This is a genomic window from Vibrio sp. Sgm 5, from assembly GCF_026241575.1.
GTDB lineage: Bacteria > Pseudomonadota > Gammaproteobacteria > Enterobacterales > Vibrionaceae > Vibrio > Vibrio jasicida.
In genome coordinates this window covers 1-19,955 of record NZ_JAPHPY010000056.1, presented here as the reverse complement: position 1 = coordinate 19,955, position 19,955 = coordinate 1, and the positions used below count along the sequence as shown (strand labels likewise).

Below are 19,955 nucleotides of genomic sequence, written 5' to 3'. Positions count from 1 at the left end.
ATATTAGTTTCTTAGTTTGAGCTCAAACCAAGCTCTTTTCCAACAAATTAACCTTTCAACAAACTCATGATTAGAGGGTTTGAAATCAATTTTAATAATTCCATCTTTATGATGAATCCCATTTTTCTATGTCCATCCACTTTAAGATGCAAAATTAAGCATTCTTCCGCATCAAATACTTTACAGAAAAATTCATAAACAAGATATCCAGGTACAAAGATATATATTGAATCACAACTTCTCTTTCCTTTTAATCTTCTAAGTAGTGAATTTTTTATTAAACATAGAAAATCTTGATACGTCATTGCATGAAAAGAAAAGACAAACAAAGCATTATCGCAATCAACAATAGAATGATTGACATTTAATTCTTTAAATATACTATTGATTACTCTTTTACTTATAAACTCTGACCAATGCCCTATAATTTCATTGTTTTCATTTTTTAAAAAAATGGTCTCGCATCTTAAAGACTCCTTATCGAAAGGCAATCTTCCTATACTGTCTTTCATAAGTCCAATATTATCATAATAGGACGATATACAATTAAAATGTTCATCAATAGATTCTTCTAGCACTTCCATCATAACAGTATCTGCGTTCTTTGTATAAGAAAACTCATGCAATGGATGTGTAAAGCCTTGCTTCAATTTCATACAAGCCCTATCGATTCTTAATGGAATGTTAGGGATATTTCTTAAGTTACTAACAAAGTGTAGCAAGTCAACCTTCAATATATAAGCGATAATCATCTGCTTATATATTGAAGGTACAACTTTACCTCTAATCCAACGGCTTAACGTAATTAAATCAAGACCTTTAAATTCGTGATATCGCTCTTCTTGTAGTTTGGCTATAAGCTCCTTTCTTTCGATTTGTTCATTTTTTAGCCAGAACTCTAATTTTTGACCAAACTTATCGCACATGCTTCCCCCAATGTTGATGTTATGGCTAAAGCTTACTTAACACGCCAATTAAACTTATAATTTTTCATATAGAAGAGCTAAGCATTAGATATGTAGTTCCGTAAAATAAAACCTGATAAAACAAAATAAATTTTAGTGCAAAAAGGCTATTAATTTCTTTTTAAAAAAATTAAGTACATATCAATAGCAACAAGTTATATAGATAATTGGGAGATCAACATGCATCATACTAACGAATAAAGAAAATAATAAGGTGAATTACAATTAAATTAAAATTGAAAACAACATGGTTAACCGTGACGTGCTTGGGCCTTGCCTTTCTTTACTATGGGGAACAAAATAAAAGAAAAAGAGGCGATAGAAAAGTTACGCTTCCCAAAAGACTATAAAGAAAACAAGTTACACATGGGTTCTTGGTTCATGCCCAGTGGTGAAGCAGTTGGTTTTCATAACGTGTATATCGACAAAAATTCCTTCAAAACACTTAAAAACACAGGTGCTGTTCCTGATGGCGCAAAAATTTTAAAAGAACTGGTTGGTAATTCAGAAGGAGATTATACCACAGGTAAAGGGGTATCATATACAAACGGAGCTATAAATAAATACTTCCTCATGGTTAGAAACTCTAAGGATAAGTATTCTTATTTTTCGCCAAACCGGGGAAGTGGTTGGGGATGGGGTTGGGCCGAATATATGCCAAACAATCTTGAAATAAATACTTCAACTAATTACAGATATGATTGCATTGGATGTCATATACCAGCCACTGGAAATGACTATTTATATAAAGAAGCTTACTCTGTATTTAAATAGAAAACTATCACTGTGATAGCATATAGGGAAATAACAATGAAAAAGAAAATTATTATATCACTATGTTCAATATTAACCTTGAGAAATATCGGACTTGCATATAGCGATGTAAATAAACCAAGTTATACTGACGATGGATAAGTAATTCGGCCAACTGACAGGGAAACTTTTTTTGTTGGTGCGCCTCTAACCCCTAACGCTCTAAATAATGGAAACGCAACATTCGAAGAATTCAACAATGTATATATAGAGCGTCCGCTTTTGATTATTATAAAGAAACAGGAAAATTTGCAAACGGGACACAACTGGTGAAAGCTCGAACGGCATTGTACGAAGGTGAATCGTGTAGATCTGTATCGAAAGAAAACGGTTCATGCCAAGCCGCATCAGGCAGAGGATGTTTTGAGGGAGAGTACACTTGGCTTTGAGCTAACGATTAAAGATACTGAGAGGTTCTCCAAGGATCCAAGAGGATAGATCTATTAAAGTTTTGGAGAAGAAAGACCTTGGAAAGATTCCGGTGAGCCCTTCCCTGCAACTGCTTGTAACTCGTGTCACTCATTCCAAGCCGATGACGATTTTGTTTTTACCCAGTTCTACCCTGTCCTAAGGAATAACGATCCAAAAAAGAAACGCCATAATAAAGAAAAATAGTGACGTATCGATTCCAATCAGGACACTCTAATGAAACTCCTATCATCACTTCCTCTCTCAATTGCAGTATAGCCATGAATAAGCGCACTGACAAAACCATGCTTTCGTGACCGCCGCATCAGATCCGGTAATTAGCAGGTCAGAATAATGTCAGGCAGAGGCGTTTTTTGATTCAAGACAGTTTTCACTCGGATTAGCTGTGTAATAAGAGGTGTTCTGTTCCCTTTCGGGCTCGCACTCTATACCACTGCGGTCTCGACCAAGAAAGAAAGAGACATCCAAATGACACAAATTAATCAAGAACGTCTAGTTGGGCATTTCTGCCAACTGGTTCGCATCGACAGCGAATCTATGAATGAAAAACAAATTGCAGAAATTCTGGCTGAGCAACTAGGCGAACTAGGCTTTACTGTTCACAAGCTACCTGTACCAGAACACATTTCTAATGGCTTTAACGTGTATGCACGTTTAGAAGGTAAGAAAGAAGGTTCTATCCTAATGAGCTGCCACATGGATACAGTAACGCCTGGCATCGGCATTGAGCCCTTCATCGAAGATGGCATCATTCGCTCTAAAGGCAATACGATCCTAGGTGGTGACGACAAATCAGGCATCGCAGCGATCATGGAAGCGGTTCGCTGCATCCAAGCTGAAAACCTAGAGCACAAAACGTTAGAGCTTGCTTTCACTGTGCATGAAGAAGGCGGTTTGTTCGGCTCTGAGTACTTCGACATGACACACGTAACGTCTAAAGAAGCGATCGTACTGGATACAAGCGGTCCTATCGGCACCATCGTGACAGCGGCACCTGGTCAGCAAAAAATCGTTGCGACAATCAAAGGCCGCCCTGCACACGCGGGTCTAGCACCTGAAGAAGGCATCAGCGCAATCATGGTAGCGGCAGATGCAATCAACCAAATGAAGCTGCTTCGAATCGACGAAGAAACCACAGCAAACATCGGTATGGTAAACGGCGGTCAAGCGACAAACATCGTGATGCCAGAACTAAAAATCGTTGCTGAAGCACGCTCTCTAAACGGTGAGAAGCTAGAAGCGCAAGTGAACCATATGATCTCTACCTTCGAGTCAGTATGTGAAAAACACGGCGCAGAAGTTGAAATCGAATCAAGCCGCGCATACGACGCATTTGTTATCGAGGAAGACAATGCTCACGTATCAGCAATCAAAGCGGCATTCGCTGACATGGGCATCGATGCATTCACAAAAGGCACAGGTGGTGGCAGCGACGCAAACAACTTCAACAAGAAAGGTCTAACAACGGTAAACCTTTCTACTGGTATGGCGAAAGTACACACAACTGAAGAATTCATCGCGGTTGACGACATGGTGAAAATCACGGAATTCGTTAAGCACTTCCTCGTCAAATAAGCAAACTAAGTAAGCACAACTTGCGCTTAGTCTAAAACGTAACCTAAATCCCCTTCCTGCTTTACGCATGGAGGGGATTTTTTATTTCCGTAGAGTAGCGCCCTACTTTTCTTGCCAACCTAAGCCACTAAAACGTTTATTCCTCAGGACCATATGGCGTACGCATACATAGAAAACGTCATTTTGTATAGATGGATAAATGTGAATTTGGACATAAGGTACCAATCTGCTTTCGTGATCAAATCAGAGCTGGAAGCAAAATCACAGGCATAATTCATGCTATCTATTTCGCCGGCGGTTCCCATCAGATAATCAAATTCATAAGCCACTTGCATTGAGAGTGCTTATGTAATCCCCCTCCATACTGTGTCGAGCTTCTGGCGACACATAAATGTCTATTCAATTGGCAAAAGTAGAGTCTAATATGAAGAAAAACACGCTCGCTTGGTTGATCTCATCCTTATTAGGAAGTACAGCCACTTTCGCAAACGCGAACCACGACCTAACCTTGGTCGAAATCGGAAACCAAACCTTTGAACGCATAGAAATGCTCAAGCAGTTAGCAGACAAAGGTCAAGGTACGTCTCAACGCGATGGCGAAACCTACCTTGATTTCCAAGGCTATGAATACTGGGTGAACTTTGATGGGTACCCTAAGTTCCCATTCTTATTCGGCGATCAAGACCAAGCCTACCGCAATGTGGTGGACTTCGTCGGTCCTGAATGGGAGTTCATCATGTACAACGGCGGCTTCTATCTGATGCACAAAGAGTTTGGTGTGATGAACCCAGACGACACAGGTTGCTACGTAGAATATATCCCTGCTGCCCGCGGCTCTAAGCGTCCAAATGGCGAATACATTTGGCAGTCAGATATGATTCAAAACATCGAGACTTCTGATTGTGGTGACCTATCTGCGCCAAGCATCAATGCATTGAACGTAGCCAGCGTTTCAGATCAAGGTGTTCAGCTAAAATGGGCTACGCAAAACGCGAATGACAATGTGGTTTTGACGTTGACCGAATCAGGTTCAGAGCCCGTTCGTTATGACAACGTTCAATCTGGCTTGTTCATTGGTAACCTGAAACCAGACACTCGGTACACGGCGGAGCTTTCTTCGTGTAATGCGATCGATTGTATCGAGCCACAAAAGATTGAGTTCACGACAAGTGCTGCACGCCTTGGTTACGCAGACGAATTGCCGCTAGTAAATCACTTGAATGGCGATTTGACTGGTTCTATCCATTTTGCTCAAACCCATACTACCACCGCCCCGAATCAAAACGATGTGAACCTGTTCCCTGACTTGGTGATCGACCGTGAAGCTCTGCTTTTATTCACGCCAGAAGACAAAACCGTTCAGCAAGTTTGGGTAGAAGTGAGCTTTGAAGGCACTGTAGTCACTCGCCTCCCAATGCTGCCACCAAGCGCGCTTGCAGCTTCTGATCAGCCAGATAATGGACGTTCTAAAGTGGTATTCTCCCATGACGCGTGGTCACTGCCGTTGCAATGGGGTTGGATGAAGCCAGGCTTGTCGCTGCGCTTAACCGATAACACTGATCGCCAAGGCGACTTAGCTGCCAATGAACTTGTCTTTGTCGGCGCGCCGGAGCTTATCATTCAAAACATCGACATGGGTATGCTCACAGCGCCACGTGATGGCAACACCATGATCAAAAATATGGCAAAACTCAGCACCGATTACTTCCAGAAAATCCCAGCATCTAAACTGGTGATGGCGGATTACACCGCCGCTTATTTCCCGAAAGTGACGCTACCAAACGGTAAGGTTTACACCACAAGCTCCGATGGTGAAGGTGGCTGGCACGGCGGTGACATGCGTGAAGCCATTGGTAAAGCACTGGTATCTACAGGTGTGAATAACGCGAACGTCGGCATTACTGATAGTGCTGGTTATTCGCAAGCTTACAATAAACGCTTCAACCATATTACTGCGCACACCAACCGCGGCGTGTACACCAATGGCATTATTGATCATGGCGGCAGTGGCGGCGGTGGCATCGTGACGTTAACGGCAACAACCGGTAACGAATGGTCGCACGAGCTAGGTCATAACTACGGTCTGGGTCACTACCCTTGGTATGCTTCCACGCACGATTTGGAATCTGGTTGGGGTTGGGATGCCCTGCATCGCCGCTTTATCGGTAACTTACACTGGACAGGTGAAGCCACGACTAACGATGTGGGTGGTGAAGTGGTGCCACCATTTGCGGGTGAATTCCGCTTTATGCGTGACGCACAAGCCGGTGGCGAAGCCGCACTATTGGGCACCATTAGTCATTACACGTTAGAGCACCCTTCTCAGTCTCGCCGTGTACAAACATGGCTCAATAACGGCTTTAACGTCAATTTAAACAGCTCGACTGGTTATGTTCGTTGGAATCAAGAAAGCCAAAGTTACGAAGAAGCACAAACCGACACGCCAGTCCCTAGCGCGGCAGGCGTGCCTGTTGTCACTATGTTGGGCATTTACGATCCGCGTAACGAACTTGCAAGCCAAGTTTACCCGCTGATTTACTCCAACTACGGCAACGTATTTGATCTGCCTTCTGCACCAGACGTAACTTATCACCCGGAAGGTTGGCAAGCGGTGTCTTCTTTGTCTGACGAGCAAATTCAACAAGATTTGTGGCAGACGATGAAGGTCAACAATCAACAGGCTCGCATTTGTCAGTTCACCTACACGGCAAGCAACGGCGAAAGTGCAAACTTCGTTGGTACAGTCAGTACGGATATGGCGCGTTGTGAAAGCAGCGAAGACATGTACTGGAACATCAATGGTCAGCGTGAGCACATGATTTCTCAAGATCATGACTACTCGTTGCTGTCTAAATACGGTGAAGGTGCTGTGACTTACACGCCGAACACCGAAATTGGCGAAGTGCCACTTTGCGTGCTTGATAAATCTGGCACGAGCCATGACGGTGCCGGCTATTTTACCTCTTCCCACTGCCAGCAGTTTAGTGGCGTGAAACACAACAACGGAGCGGATTGGCGTTACGCTCGACATCAAGGTGGAATGCATCAACCTAGTATGATCTCTCAACGTAGCTGTGCAGTTACGGTGGAGCACCAGGATGGCTCAGTACAAAACATTGCGGTTGCAAGTAGCCGATTAAACGACTCACAAAGCAATAAGTTCCACTTTAACCTAGAGCAGCTGCCACTACCGACTCGTGTCACCTTAAGTTGTACTGACGTGAATGGTGAGCAAGTGCTAGATAGCTTGATCCCTGATCAAAACCCAGCGATCGACAAGCTTGTTGGTCCTATCTTTGTTGGTCAGGAGCACGGTTACAAACAATACATTGATGAACAAGTCATGTTTGCCGACAACGCAGCGTTAAACCGCATCGACTTTGGCTTTGTGGCTGACTTCGACAAGTTCGTAGCAGACAACTACGGAGCGGGCGTACTGAACAATGGTGAGACAAGCGCAGAACGCCGCGCTGGTGCACTTTACGTGTACCCTAACCCAGTCACCGGCACTCGCGATTACTTCCTAATGCGTGATATCTCTGCGGCGGATTTCCCAACCGCCCAAGCAGACAATGAAGGCTGGAAGTACCTAGGCTCAGCGGAAAACCATGTTCAGTTTGGTTTTAACCCACTGAAAGTAGATCGTAGTAACATCGACAATGCACAGCGCATTGCCGGCTACTTCAATCAACCGCAGTTGCTAACGTGGGAACAAGCGAGTTCAACGGCATGGGGACAATCTGAGAACGCTATTTTCATTGATACCGATGAAAGTGGTGAGCGCCGTTACTTTATGCAAAAACGTCCGGGAGTGAACAGCGCGTTGCCAGTTCAAAACACCTCTGACGCTGATTGGCGCTTTATTGGTAGCGATACAGATATTGAACAGTACATTGCTGAGCTCAACAGTGACCTAGCTAAGTTTGAAGCCGAAATCTTAAACTGGCACAAGCAAGATCGCATGGGAGTTTGGGGCGAGAACAACAACACGGGAACGATAAACGATATTTACGTGTACCACTTCCGTGGTGGTTACCATTACTACCGCCTCATTGACGGCAAGTATTGGTACTTCCCTTGGCCAACGGAGGCAAACCCAAACAACGCTGATTGGCAGTATTTGGGACACTTCTAAGCCTTATTAGTTCTGAAGGTGCATTAAAGATCGCTATTCGTAAAAAAGCCCTCGGATTCGAGGGCTTTCTTTATTCATCTCATGCTGCTTTGTTTTCATGCAACATGGATATCTGGTCTTTCACCGAGTATAAAAACTCGATGTTTGGTGTCTTATCCGTATATAACTCATACTCAAGTGAATTGTAGAAGTATTGTCTTGCGGAAGAATTCAGAACTTTGGCAAAGGACAAAGCTTCCAACTCATGCTCTATGTCTTTTTTGGTCATATTCGAGTAACCGAGGCTTTCATCTTCTGAGAAACTCTCTTGTACATTGCGAACATACGCATGACAATCTTCGATAAGCAATCGAACAGATTCAATACGTTGCTCTATGGCCATCATTTGCGAACCATTCCACTTGAGTTTTTCTTGCTCAAGCTTGTCTTTCAGTCCACCTTCCTGCAACTTGGTGTTGTTATCTTTGATTCTTAATAGCTCATCAAGAACCTGATGGAATTCTGACTCAGCCCTAAGCCTCAAAATCTCCAACTCCTTGGAGAATAGTTTAGCTCTGAGTTCACTAGCTTGGTACAAGCCAGAAACTGCAGCATTTTTGCTAACTCCAAACATAAAAACCTACCAAACAAATACTTTATTAAAACAGTAGCACATCAAAACAAGGGAGAACCACATCAGACTAAAAATGTGCTTCTCCGTCTCAATATTCTGTTAATTGTAACCCATAATCGTAGTGTGATATTACTACCGATCACATGCTACTGAAGGAAAATCACATAGTTATTTTGATAATATTATTTATTCTCAATAATCAAAAATATGATCAAAGTTATAAATTTTTAAATTCAAAATAAACATAGAGCACAAAATACTATTTTTGTTTTCAAACTCTATTGTCAGGCTTTTGACAAGTTACCGCTGTTTTTTGAACAGCCAATTTGTACCTAAATCGCCAGACGCTTTGGCTTTGTATACCTAACACGTTAGAATGCGCCCTCTTTTCCTTTTCTGATTCATTCCCATGACTGATGCTGATATCGAGCTGCAACACCTTTGGTTAGAAGTCCAAGCTGAGCGCTGGCAGAACCTGTCACGCTTTTTGTTTAGCTATTACTGCTACAAACACAACATCGTGAGTAAAACCAATAAAGTATGTTGGGAAACTGCCCGTGCTTCACTACCTTGTTCTAAGACAATTACCATGCGCAAACATGCGGTTATCGAACCATTGATACCGGAAGATACGGTCGTTGGACTATTAAAAACCATCAGTAAAGATGGCGACATGAGCTTTGAAATAATGGCGAGCACACTCGACACATTTTTGCGCTATGTTGTGATCAGCAAACAAGAAAAAACCCAGCTTAAACCCAACATGCCAGCAAGTTGGTATCAGCAAGAGACTAAGCCATTAATGGCACGTTTTGAGCTCGCGGGTATTGTCATTTAAGGTACGTCGATGCAATTACAAACCCTAGGTAAAGGACGCTTTGAGGCGCAATGGAGTGAAGATAAACATCTCATCGAAAAAACGATCCGAGATTGCATCTGTACGCGCCGAATTTTTGATGAAAACGAAAAGCTCCTCACCCAAAGTGAGCATGTCGAGAACTTATATCTGGTCGATTCCGGTCGCATCTCTATGGGCGTTACAGCAAGAAACGGCAAAACCTTTCTGCTTGGTACGCTTGAGTGCGAACAACAAGTCTTTGGTGAGATGGAGTTCTTTACTGGCTGCCGCTGCCAAATGGACATCGTTCCGGTAGAACCGGTTGAAGTTGCGATTATTGACGCGCAAAAGCTGCAAAAATGCTTGTTAGAACAGCCTCGACTGTCGCTTTACTTTGCCAGCGCGATCGCGATTGATTACCAAGATACGTTGGAGATTCTTTCTCGCCGATTACTCTACCCAATCACCTATAACGTGGCGTACGACATTTATCATCAGTATTTAAATGACCTGCCAGTGGATGGGTTCCAAAAGAACTATTTGGAAGCGGAGCGATTTGCCACCTCAGACCGTGTTTATCGCCGCGCAGTGAAAGAGCTTGAAAACAAGGGCTTTATCGCCAAAGAAAAGAAAGGATTACGAATTCTCGACTTAGAAGGGCTGCGTAACTTTGTTGAAGAATAGTTGAGTTCTTCACTTATAAACGAGAAAAGGTCTGCATGGTGCAGACCTTTTTGTTCTCTTACTTAATTTCATTTAAGCGGTTTGCGTTTGCTCTACTGTCTTAAACTTCATTGAAACCACCAGCATTGCGACGACCACTGCGTAGATAACAGGAATAGCGTACATCACGGTTTGCAGACCAACCACGCTTTCCATTACCGAACTGATAGCTGGGCTAAACATCGCGCCCGCACTGCCGCTGATTAAAATGTAAGACACGTTCTTACTGGTTGCATTGCGCACAAACGATACACCGTAAGCGATGAAAGCATTGTAAAGCGCTGCACAAGCAAAGCCGTAACCGTAAGTCAGGTATGACAACCATTCTAGTTTTTCCGTGGTGACGATAACGCTGGTGATCACCATAGCAACAGAGATGATGGTCAGTAGGAAAGTTTGAATCTTCATGCGCGAAACAATCACGGTAGAAACCAATGCACCAACCAGAGCTGCAGACCAGTATTGAGTGATGATGTTGCCTGCTTGCTCAAATGGGATATCAAACTTCTCTTTTACGAACATTGGCGCCCAAGTTAAAAAGGTGTATAGCGCAAGCATACCTAGGAACAAACCTACGCCACCGCTGATGATGCCGAAGTTCCACTCTGATTTTGCCTCTTGCTCCGAGCCGCTTTCACCACCGCATTGGTTAAAGTTAGTCAGCAAAGCAACAAACATGGTTGCCAACGCCACTACACCCACGCTTAGGTAACTGATGCTCCAGTTCATTGCGTTCGTCAGCGCGTAAGTGGTGATCAATGGGAAGACGACGCCCGCAACATTAAAGGTCGCATCTTGAACCACCAGCATGGTGCTTTGAATTTTGTCTTTCCACACCGATACCACGATAGTACCCGCGATACAAAGACCGACACCGCCACAGAAACCAATCACAGTCATGCCAAGCATCACGATAAACAGAGATGGCGCGACGTATAGACTCAGTGCTGCCGCGGCAATCGCGCCGTAACACAATACGGTCATGCGTTTAATGCCGACTTTTTCAATCAAAAAGAAAGCCGCGATCGTACCGGCAAGTGCGCCGCCGTTTAGCAGCGAGAAAATCGACGCGACTTCGTTAACGTTCGCATCAAAGGTGTTGGCAAGCGGTTCAACCAACATACCAAATTGGGTTGCAAAACCCGCCATGATGAAGTTGGCGAGAAAGCTAATTGCGGTGAGTGTTATTTTATTTTTCATAATTCACTCCAAGGGCTCATGAGATAGATGTTCTTAGTATTAGAGAGAGAGCCAGCGAGCCAGCTCTCAAAGAAAACTTAATTGTAGGGTTAAGCTTTAATCGCAGTTTCTAGCGCAATTTCAATCATGTTGTTGAAAGAAAGCTGACGCTCTTCTGCTGTGGTTTCTTCGCCAGTAATACAGTGATCAGACACGGTCAAAATCGCCAGCGATTCAATGCCGAATTGGTGTGCCAAGCCGTACAAGCCCGCGACTTCCATGTCCACACCAAGCACACCAAAGCGCTCTAGGACTGGGATCATGTCTTCATCCGGATCGTAGTAAAGATCGCCTGTGAAGATGTTACCTACTTTGACATCAATGCCCTTTTCTTTCGCAGACATGTAAGCGTTGTGCAGCAGTTCAAACGTTGCAGACGTTGCCATATGGTAGCCACTGCTACGCTTAGCATTCGTCGGTGAATCTGTGCCTGCCGCTTGGGCTAGGATAACGTCACGCATGTGAACATCTTTTTGCGTCGCGCCGATGCTGCCGATTCGGATGATGCGTTTCACACCAAAGTCATTAATCAGTTCGTGACCGTAAAGCACCATGATGGAATGCCCATGCCGTGCCCCATCACTGAAATGCGCTGACCTTTGTAGTAGCCGGTGTAGCCCAACATGTTACGAATGTCTGTAACCAGTTTGGCATCATCTAGGTAGGTTTCAGCGATGTATTTAGCGCGTAGCGGATCGCCCGGCATGATAACAGTTGAAGCAAAATCTTCTGCAGAACCTGCGATATGAGCAGTCATAATGTTTTCCTCTTTCGTTCTGATGGCGCAATCATAATGAGGAAACAGGGCAAAGTTTCAGGACAAAAGTCCGGTTTGAAAGTACGAGCTCTCATAACTGAGCAAACAGTAAATATAGAGCCAGTTCAACAGATAAACCGACGAAGTTGCATCGGTTCGAAGCGAATGATCATTAATGACTGAAATAGCTACGGTAAAGAAAGAAATATAAAAACAGATTACAAATTCTGTCATGGAGGTTTACAGGTTTGCTTTTTAATCAGAGGGCCGCTGATAACTTCAACTCATTCAATAAATCAGATTCATTGTCATTGATTTTTAAGAGCCTCTCAAAAGAAAAGTGGTAATTATGGTATTACTTTTCCTTTTTATTATATTTATAAAAATCACCTGTAGTTTTTATTTAGATTCAATAGTGAGTATAGATTCTGCAACAACCTTATTTCTTCCACTCAGTTTTGCTTTATATAAACACTGGTCTACTTTATCTAAGAAGTATCGAATGTCTAAGTGTGTTTCTACCCGTTGACTAAATACGCCAATAGAGCTCGTTAGCAAGTGAGCCTGAGCATTATTTTCGCATAGAATTGAAAGTTTAGAGATCGATTCTCTCAATGACTCTGCGCGCTCAACACAATGTTCATGCTCTGAGTCGACAAGCACAATCAAAAACTCTTCCCCACCCATTCGAAAAGCGATTTCGTCAACACCATTGAATTGCGAAGATAATAACGTCCCAACCTTGGTGATGGCCTCATCGCCCTTTAGATGACCAAGCTCGTCATTCAGTTGTTTGAAGTAATCTAAGTCAATGGAAATAAAGCTGACAGTTTGCTTTCCTGCTTGCGCTTTAGAAAGAATGTCTGGCGTCATGATGTTGAAGTATCGACGGTTATATAGTCCCGATAATTCATCAGTTATCGCAAGTTCTTGCAGCTTTTTATTGAGACATCTCAACTCTTTCTCTGCCACAAAACGACGATGTTTTTCTCTAACAAGCTCAATGGATTGAGTGGACACTTCAAAATACATTTTGAGAACGGTATCAGCGACTAAACCATTGATACCTTGCAGTGTATCTACCGCATTCACTTTTGCCGTCTCTAAAGAATCAGTAGATTCCAACTCTTTCAAAGCGACACTCATTTTCTTATCATCGCCGATGATATGGAATACGAGCCAGCGAATTAAGAACTGCAGAATATGTTCGATAGATTCTTGCCAGTTGAGGGTTTTAGATTCAGATTGAATCTTGATGATTTCGTTGACAAACGATGCATGACTTTTCTTGTGATCATCATTCCAAACATCATCGAGAAAGTGTTCGTTCCAGATACTTTCTTCGAAAGAGAAGTGATATTGAGCGTAGTCCTTTAATTCACTAAACACACCGTCAACTTCTATTTGGTCATCATAAATCAACGTATTGGCTAATTTATTTACCAATAAAAAGAGATGGTAATGTTGTTCATCGATCTTTTTAATCCCTGTCTCAAAATTGTGATTCCAAGGAAAAATGATCAGTTCATTATCAGACATAACTATTCATGTATTAACACTATTTCTTGTGGGGAATAGTACCCCATGTTATTTAAAGTTGATAGCCCTTATAATCAAATCTATTAAGCAGAAGAATAGCCAAATTTGTTATAAATATTAAATTAATAAATTTATTGTTAAAAAATAGCACCGACAGAGTGGTGCTATTTTTATTGGTTAGAAAAGTATGCTGTGAATAATTACTTTAATTCAATCCACGCTTTACGCTGCGATTTGTCCATGTAGGACCAAGCGATAAAACGGCTGACTTTTTGTCCTTGGCTCATTTCCACGATTCGGATCGCTTTTACACCCAACTTTTCAAGTTGTTTACGCATCGGAAGAACATTGTCTTTCTTTGAGATTAACGTGGTAAACCAGAGTACTTGCGCACTGAATGCTTGGCTTTCGTTCGCCATCTTGCGAATGAACGCAGCTTCACCACCTTCACACCATAGCTCAGCATTTTGACCACCAAAGTTAAGCGCGGGTTTATTGGCTTTTATTTGAGGCGTTTTCGCTTGATGAGCTTGAACCTTCACGCCCTTTTTACGCTGATTCGCTTTTAAATTGTCTAACTTACGCTGACTACCCATCGCGGCTTCTTCAGCAGAACGATGGAATGGCGGGTTACAAGTCGTAATATCGTAGCGATCGCTTGGTTGGATAATACCGCGATAAATATTGGACTCACTGGTTTGTTGTACCAGTTCGATCTTACCGTTTAACGAGGCGTTACGTTTTGTGATTGCTCGTGCTGATTCAATCGATTTTGGGTCAACATCGCTACCGGTGTAATGCCATCCATATTGAGTCACACCTACGATTGGGTAAATACAGTTTGCACCAACACCAACATCAAGCGCTCGCACTTTATGGTGCGCGTATTTGCCTTTTACTTCACCATCGAGCAGCTCGGCTGCACGATGAACGTAATCCGCGCGCCCAGGAATTGGAGGGCACAAGTAAGTATCAGGGATATCCCAATATTCAATATCATAGTGCGCAGCCAGCAAGGCTTTATTGAGCATCTTGACGGCCTTTGGATCGGAGAAGTTGATTGAGTCTTCCCCTTTCGGATTCTTTATCACAAATGATTTGAGCTGAGGCTCTGCTGTGATTAGCTTTATGAAATCGTAACGACCTCGATGTGCATTACGTTCATGCAATCCACTCTTAGCAATTTTGATCACTTCCACACCGCTGCTTTTGTTCGCGGCGTTAGTTTTCAGACCTGTGCTTTTTGTAGCTTTTGCTGTCGGCTTATTTTTCACACGCTTTGGTTTGATCTTGGCGATTTCTTTGCTTGGCTTAGACTTCGCCGATTTTGGCTGAGCTTGTTTCGCGTTGTGATTATTGGTCTTCATTCGAATTCGCTTTTAAATCGAGGTAAATCATAAACAGACGAGCATCAAATTCGAGTTGGTGATACTCAGGCTCCATATAGCAGCACAATTGGTAGAAAGCTTTGTCGTGGTTTTTCTCACGAGTATGTGCCAGCTCATGCACCACCAGCATGCGTAATAACGCTTCAGGTGCATCTTTAAACACGTTCGCAATGCGAATCTCATTTTTCGATTTCAGCTTGCCACCATGGTTACGACTGATCACGCTATGCAAACCAAGTGCATTGTTGGCGGCGTGAATTTTCTTATCGTAGACCACTTTGCTAATTGGCGTGGCTTTCTTCATATAGCGGTTTTTGATTGCTATTGCGTACTCGTAGAGTGCCTTTTCGCTTTTGATTTGGTGTCTATCTGGGTAGCGTTTTTCGAACCAAGGCAACAGTTTACCGCTGTCGATGAGTGAACTGACTTGCTCGACAATGTTCTGCGGATAACCTTGAATGTATCGAAGTGACGGATGCATACGTATTAAGTCTGCTATGACAAAAGAAAGGCGCTAAATATACCTGAGATAAGCAAGAGTTTCATCTTAGGATTGCTATTCACGTGGGCTTTCAACCTCCTGCCCCAGCTCCTCTGGAACAGCATTTTCTCGTCTCAGCAGATACATTTACTTTGTATATGGCTTATTAGCGAGTAAACGTTTTGTTATGTGAACTTTCTTATTCGCATCAATTGCGCACAATGGGCACAACGCAGTAACGAAGGTTTCTTGAGTTGTTTTACTTCGAACCAAACAACCTAACTCTGCTCTTTCTAGACAACGTGAATTGCAACAATTGGTTGCTTGCTGGTTTTGCATGGTTTCCCAATACTCTAGCCAAGATCGATAGGCGTTGGGCAATTCTATTGATTCATCTCTTATGCTCTCTACACCAGGCATATTCCCTCCAAAAGATGTGACGATGGTTATTTATCGTGTTTTATAAGGCGATAAACAAAACAGAGGGAGCGACTTCTCACTCCCCCTTAGACAGATCATTTCGTTAATGACTATTGCTATCGGTATTTTTACTGCACTGCTATTTAGAAGTCGCCTTCGTTAGAAACGATAAGACTGAAATCCAATTCGAAATCAATAAGCTTTTCAACAACGGTAGAATCTGTTAGGAAGTAAACTTTCTCTTCGAAATCCCATTCCAGAATGCCTTTCGTTTCTGTACCGTCATCCCACTCAAAGGTTGCTTCATAGCGTAAAGCGCCTGAGATTGGCTCATCACTGCTTTGACCAAAGAAGAATTTGCGCTCTTCAATTGGCTTACCTTCACCGCTTTCAACGTAGATAAATTGCATGGCACTGTTAAGGTACATAAAGCCAGACGTTGGGACGTAACGACCCATGATGTTTTGGCTATAGCCGACGTAATGCACCATCTCACCTTGAACGATGTTGTCAGAGCGTTCTGTAAATACGTAGAATGACGCACTATATGCAGGCGTAATCGTTAGCTCTGCGTTATCTTCGACGGTGTAATCATCTGCGAGAAGGCGCGCAGTAATAAATATTTTGCCAACATCGACCCCCGTCGCAAGACCTTTTTCACCAGCACTGTTAGAGATGGTTGCAATTTCTGGATCATCACTGCTCCAGTAAAGGTTGTCTGCTGTTGTTACGTCAATGCGAACACCATCTGACATCACGACTTCTGCTTTGAATTGCTTTATCTTTCCTGTTGGAATTTGAGGCGTATCCAAGCTGTCTTGAGGTTTAGGAGTCACATCTAGCTTCAACACAACCGCTTCTGTGATAACCAATTTCGCTGTGTCGGTTATTTCTTCTCCGTCCGCTTCTACAAAGGCAGTAATGGTAACTTCACCCATCGCAACACCCGTTGCTGTGCCTTTATCCTCTTCTGAGTTTGAAATCGTCGCGATTTTAGAATCACTACTACTCCAACTTAGCGCACTGTCGTTGGTAACATCGATAACTTCACCGCTAGACAATGTCGCGTATGCCTTAAACGGTTTAGCAAGACCGACAGGTACTGATTCCTTCTCAGGGGTAATTTCGAGAGAAGAGATAACCGCGCGTGTTACTTGTAGACTCGCGTTTGCGTACACAAACTCGCCGTTTACTTCGCCAGAAACAACAATCGTTGTCAAACCAGTATCAACACCTGTTACGAGACCTTTTGAACCTGCGTCATTTGATACCGTTGCAATATCTGTCTCACTGCTTGACCAATTGATTGAATCCTCATTAGTAACATCCAGCTCTTCACCATCAGACATAGTTACGATAGCAGAGAGTTGCTCTGTCAGTCCCACCGATACACTTTGAATTTTTGGCGTAATTTCCAAAGAAACAGCAATAGCTTCTGTTACCTTTAGTGACGTACTGTCGCTAAAGCGTTCTCCATCAGCATCAATATATGCCGTGATCGTCGACTCTCCCAAAGACTTTGCTTTCACTTGGCCTTTAGTTTCTTCATCATTTGAGATGGTTGCAACATTAAAATCGCTACTATCCCAGCTGGTCGAACTATCGCTTGTAACATCGATAGCCTGGCCGTTAGAGAAGTTTGCCGTCGCAGTGTAAGAACGAGTCAGACCAACAGGTGTCGAGGCATCTTTTGGAGTTACGGTGATAGATGTAACAACCGCTTCCGTTACTTCAACAATCACTGTGTCTTCGTATTTTTTACCACTAAATGTGCCCACAGCTGTGATCTTCACAACACCAGTGACGTCACCTGTAGACACTAGGCCATTGTTATCAACCGCTGCAATTGATTCGTCTGAACTGCTCCATTTAACATCATCACTGACGGTTACATCAGTAACTTTGCCTTTTTTTGTTACTTTTTCTGCTTTTAATTGAAGTTGAAAGCCGATAGGAACACTGTTTTCTTTTGGTGTCACTACCAGTTCTTTCACTCCGTGGTTACATGCACTTAGTCCTATTACTGTCAGCAAAGTCAGTAATGTAGACCTTATTGAGGTACTTATTTTCATCCGCTTACTCCTATATTGGCTGAGCTGAGTCTTTAGTAAGGTTACCCATAAAGGTAAAAAGGAGTAACAGCACGTATGCATTAATATTTTCAGAGATGCTTATTTTGGCAATCGCATTATCTAAAACTCATTAAACAGCCTAAAAACATCAAAAACTAACACTTCTAAATAATTAGAATCAGCACAGTCATCTAAACAGGCCCTTTCAAATATTTTCTTTTACAAATGCCAACTCACGTTAAGTTTTATTTTTGTTTAATAACGTCTAATTCAAACATTTAAAATAAATTAGTTCACAAGAAATCGCGCGATTGTCAATTTAATCTTCCAGCGATTAACCTTGTTACATACAAACCCATGAATCTCGTCTATTTTAATATCAAGGAGAGTAAATAATGTTTAATTTAAAACAACCAAGTTTGAACAAAAGTGCAATATATTTCGCAGTTGCACTTGGTGCTTCTACTTCAGCCGTTGCTGGTGATATATTTGATCAGCCGCATTCGCTCGCGGTGAATGTTTTTGATATCACAACCGGAGACCCTGTTGATGATGGCCAATATTTTGTCGAAGTGGATATTGTTGATAATAACACAAACCTAACCATAGGCACTGAACAACATCAATGTAATTTTTTTAATGGAGTTTGCTCTCTACCTATCTCTAAGCAAAACCTTTCCTCTCTTGCAGATCTGACAGGTATCTCTTTTTCTGTCAGCATTCCTGATTTGGTCGATGAATACGCGTTCTCGTACGATGTGTCCAATGTTTCCGTGGGTTTACAATTGGCAAATCAAGGTAATGACACATTAAATTATGCAGTACAACCAGTTCTGTATTCACGTGTTGCTGAGGTAGCGACCAATGTGACCGGAGACATTACTCCTGACTCTATTGATACGTCAAGCATCAGTATTAATGGTTCTGAGGTAATTGATGAAAATGGGATGTGGGTTGGTAATGGTATATTAGAAGGCGCTCAAGGTGAAACCGGCCCTCAAGGTGAAGCCGGCCCTCAAGGTGAAACCGGACCTCAAGGCGAAACCGGACCTCAAGGCCCTAAAGGTAACACTGGTGCCCAAGGCCCTAAAGGTAACACTGGTGCCCAAGGCCCTAAAGGTAACACTGGTGCCCAAGGCCCTAAAGGTAACACTGGTGCCCAAGGCCCTAAAGGTGACACTGGTGCCCGAGGCCCACAAGGTGATTCCTTTACCTCTTTTGTTTGTCAAACTGGAGCGTCAAAAACACCTTTATGGGAAGATTTGGCTATCTCTAAATTTTCAGGCGTAGGTCCTAAATCACAAATTCTTGAATTTATTGGGCGTTCACAAACTGGAGCGGATTTTTACATAAAGTTATTTATGGATACGGCTTGGAATACAGGGAAAGGTGTGGCGGATATCAAAATATTACAGACGAATTTAGATGGGCTTAAAATAACGAATGTTGGTGAAGGCCTCAACCCATCAGTTCAATTCAATAATCTGGGGGATTTGAAGCTTTCTTTTACGCGAAAAGGTACTGGAGCGAATACGTTTTATGATATTCAAGCTAATACCACTAGATGGATACAAGGGTGCTTTAGATCGTTCTCTTATTAGTAGAAGCTGTTCTTTGCTGAATGTATTTTGTTCAACAGTAATTCCCCAACCACATTAAAGCAGATGCCAGTGTTGTTAACACTGGCATTTTTCAGATTGATGACAAACCCCACTTTTGAAAGTGGGGTCTTTTTTATAAGCGGCCGCGATCGCGATATTGTCGCTATGCCAGATTTAAAACCAACTATTAAACAATAAGTTAGATACTAACATTTGCCGTATCTGTATCAGATCTAACTTCATTTTTAGAATGATAACTCACCACTAGAGCTACCTCCTTGATATTTTGAGGGCTTTGTTGCTTAAATCGATGGAACTAAATCTAGAAGCTACGATCTGATCGGCTACACCCATCAATCGTCGTAGC

Annotated in this window: 13 protein-coding genes and 1 pseudogene; 6 read left to right on the top strand and 8 right to left on the bottom strand. The window is 42.7% G+C overall.

Annotated features, from left to right (window positions below):
* Window positions 1-47 precede the first annotated feature (47 nt).
* Window positions 48-926, bottom strand: coding sequence for a hypothetical protein (locus tag OQJ86_RS22440; RefSeq protein WP_265991032.1), 879 nt, complete (start codon window positions 924-926; stop codon window positions 48-50).
* Between the two features lie 312 nt (window positions 927-1,238).
* Between OQJ86_RS22440 and OQJ86_RS22435 the strand changes: the two genes are divergently transcribed.
* The 3 genes from OQJ86_RS22435 to OQJ86_RS22425 all read left to right on the top strand — a co-directional run bounded on the left by OQJ86_RS22435 (window position 1,239) and on the right by OQJ86_RS22425 (window position 7,917).
* Complete coding sequence (locus OQJ86_RS22435; protein ID WP_265991030.1) at window positions 1,239-1,739, top strand: cytochrome P460 family protein; 501 nt, start codon at window positions 1,239-1,241, stop codon at window positions 1,737-1,739.
* A gap of 936 nt (window positions 1,740-2,675) precedes the next feature.
* Window positions 2,676-3,782: a M20/M25/M40 family metallo-hydrolase gene (locus OQJ86_RS22430; protein WP_265991028.1), complete on the top strand. Its 1,107-nt coding sequence runs from the start codon at window positions 2,676-2,678 to the stop codon at window positions 3,780-3,782.
* Between the two features lie 424 nt (window positions 3,783-4,206).
* A complete protein-coding gene (locus OQJ86_RS22425; protein WP_265991057.1) occupies window positions 4,207-7,917 on the top strand; it encodes a M66 family metalloprotease in 3,711 nt (1,236 codons plus the stop codon).
* 79 nt (window positions 7,918-7,996) lie between these two features.
* On the opposite strand, the gene OQJ86_RS22420 is transcribed toward OQJ86_RS22425, so the two are convergent.
* Complete coding sequence (locus tag OQJ86_RS22420; RefSeq protein WP_265991026.1) at window positions 7,997-8,530, bottom strand: DNA repair protein; 534 nt, start codon at window positions 8,528-8,530, stop codon at window positions 7,997-7,999.
* Between the two features lie 409 nt (window positions 8,531-8,939).
* Here OQJ86_RS22420 and OQJ86_RS22415 point away from each other — a divergent pair, with 409 nt between their 5' ends.
* Both OQJ86_RS22415 and OQJ86_RS22410 read left to right on the top strand, forming a co-directional pair.
* Complete coding sequence (locus OQJ86_RS22415) at window positions 8,940-9,368, top strand: hypothetical protein (protein WP_104047807.1); 429 nt, start codon at window positions 8,940-8,942, stop codon at window positions 9,366-9,368.
* Between the two features lie 9 nt (window positions 9,369-9,377).
* Window positions 9,378-10,052, top strand: a complete 675-nt coding sequence (locus tag OQJ86_RS22410; RefSeq protein ID WP_265991023.1) for a Crp/Fnr family transcriptional regulator — start codon at window positions 9,378-9,380, stop codon at window positions 10,050-10,052.
* A 72-nt stretch (window positions 10,053-10,124) separates the two neighbouring features.
* Here the strand turns inward: OQJ86_RS22410 and tsgA are convergent, their stop codons facing one another.
* From tsgA to OQJ86_RS22380, 6 genes and pseudogenes are all read right to left on the bottom strand, one after another.
* Entirely contained in the window at window positions 10,125-11,291 is a 1,167-nt protein-coding gene (tsgA, locus tag OQJ86_RS22405; protein ID WP_045423612.1) for an MFS transporter TsgA, read from the bottom strand.
* An 89-nt stretch (window positions 11,292-11,380) separates the two neighbouring features.
* Window positions 11,381-12,090, bottom strand: a pseudogene (gene deoD / locus OQJ86_RS22400) (purine-nucleoside phosphorylase).
* A gap of 396 nt (window positions 12,091-12,486) precedes the next feature.
* On the bottom strand, window positions 12,487-13,626 hold the full coding sequence (locus OQJ86_RS22395) for a GGDEF domain-containing protein (protein WP_265991019.1): 1,140 nt from the start codon (window positions 13,624-13,626) through the stop codon (window positions 12,487-12,489).
* 200 nt (window positions 13,627-13,826) lie between these two features.
* Window positions 13,827-14,993, bottom strand: coding sequence for a 23S rRNA (adenine(1618)-N(6))-methyltransferase RlmF (gene rlmF, locus OQJ86_RS22390; protein ID WP_265991017.1), 1,167 nt, complete (start codon window positions 14,991-14,993; stop codon window positions 13,827-13,829).
* Window positions 14,980-15,495, bottom strand: a complete 516-nt coding sequence (locus OQJ86_RS22385; protein ID WP_265991015.1) for a M48 family metallopeptidase — start codon at window positions 15,493-15,495, stop codon at window positions 14,980-14,982. Before OQJ86_RS22385 ends, rlmF begins: the two co-directional genes overlap by 14 nt.
* Window positions 15,496-16,058: 563 nt before the next feature.
* Window positions 16,059-17,987, bottom strand: coding sequence for an Ig-like domain-containing protein (locus OQJ86_RS22380; RefSeq protein WP_265991012.1), 1,929 nt, complete (start codon window positions 17,985-17,987; stop codon window positions 16,059-16,061).
* Window positions 17,988-18,382: 395 nt separating this feature from the next.
* Between OQJ86_RS22380 and OQJ86_RS22375 the strand changes: the two genes are divergently transcribed.
* The gene (locus OQJ86_RS22375; RefSeq protein ID WP_265991011.1) at window positions 18,383-19,588 is read left to right on the top strand and encodes a collagen-like protein; all 1,206 of its coding nucleotides are present in this window, start codon (window positions 18,383-18,385) and stop codon (window positions 19,586-19,588) included.
* Window positions 19,589-19,955: the final 367 nt, after the last annotated feature.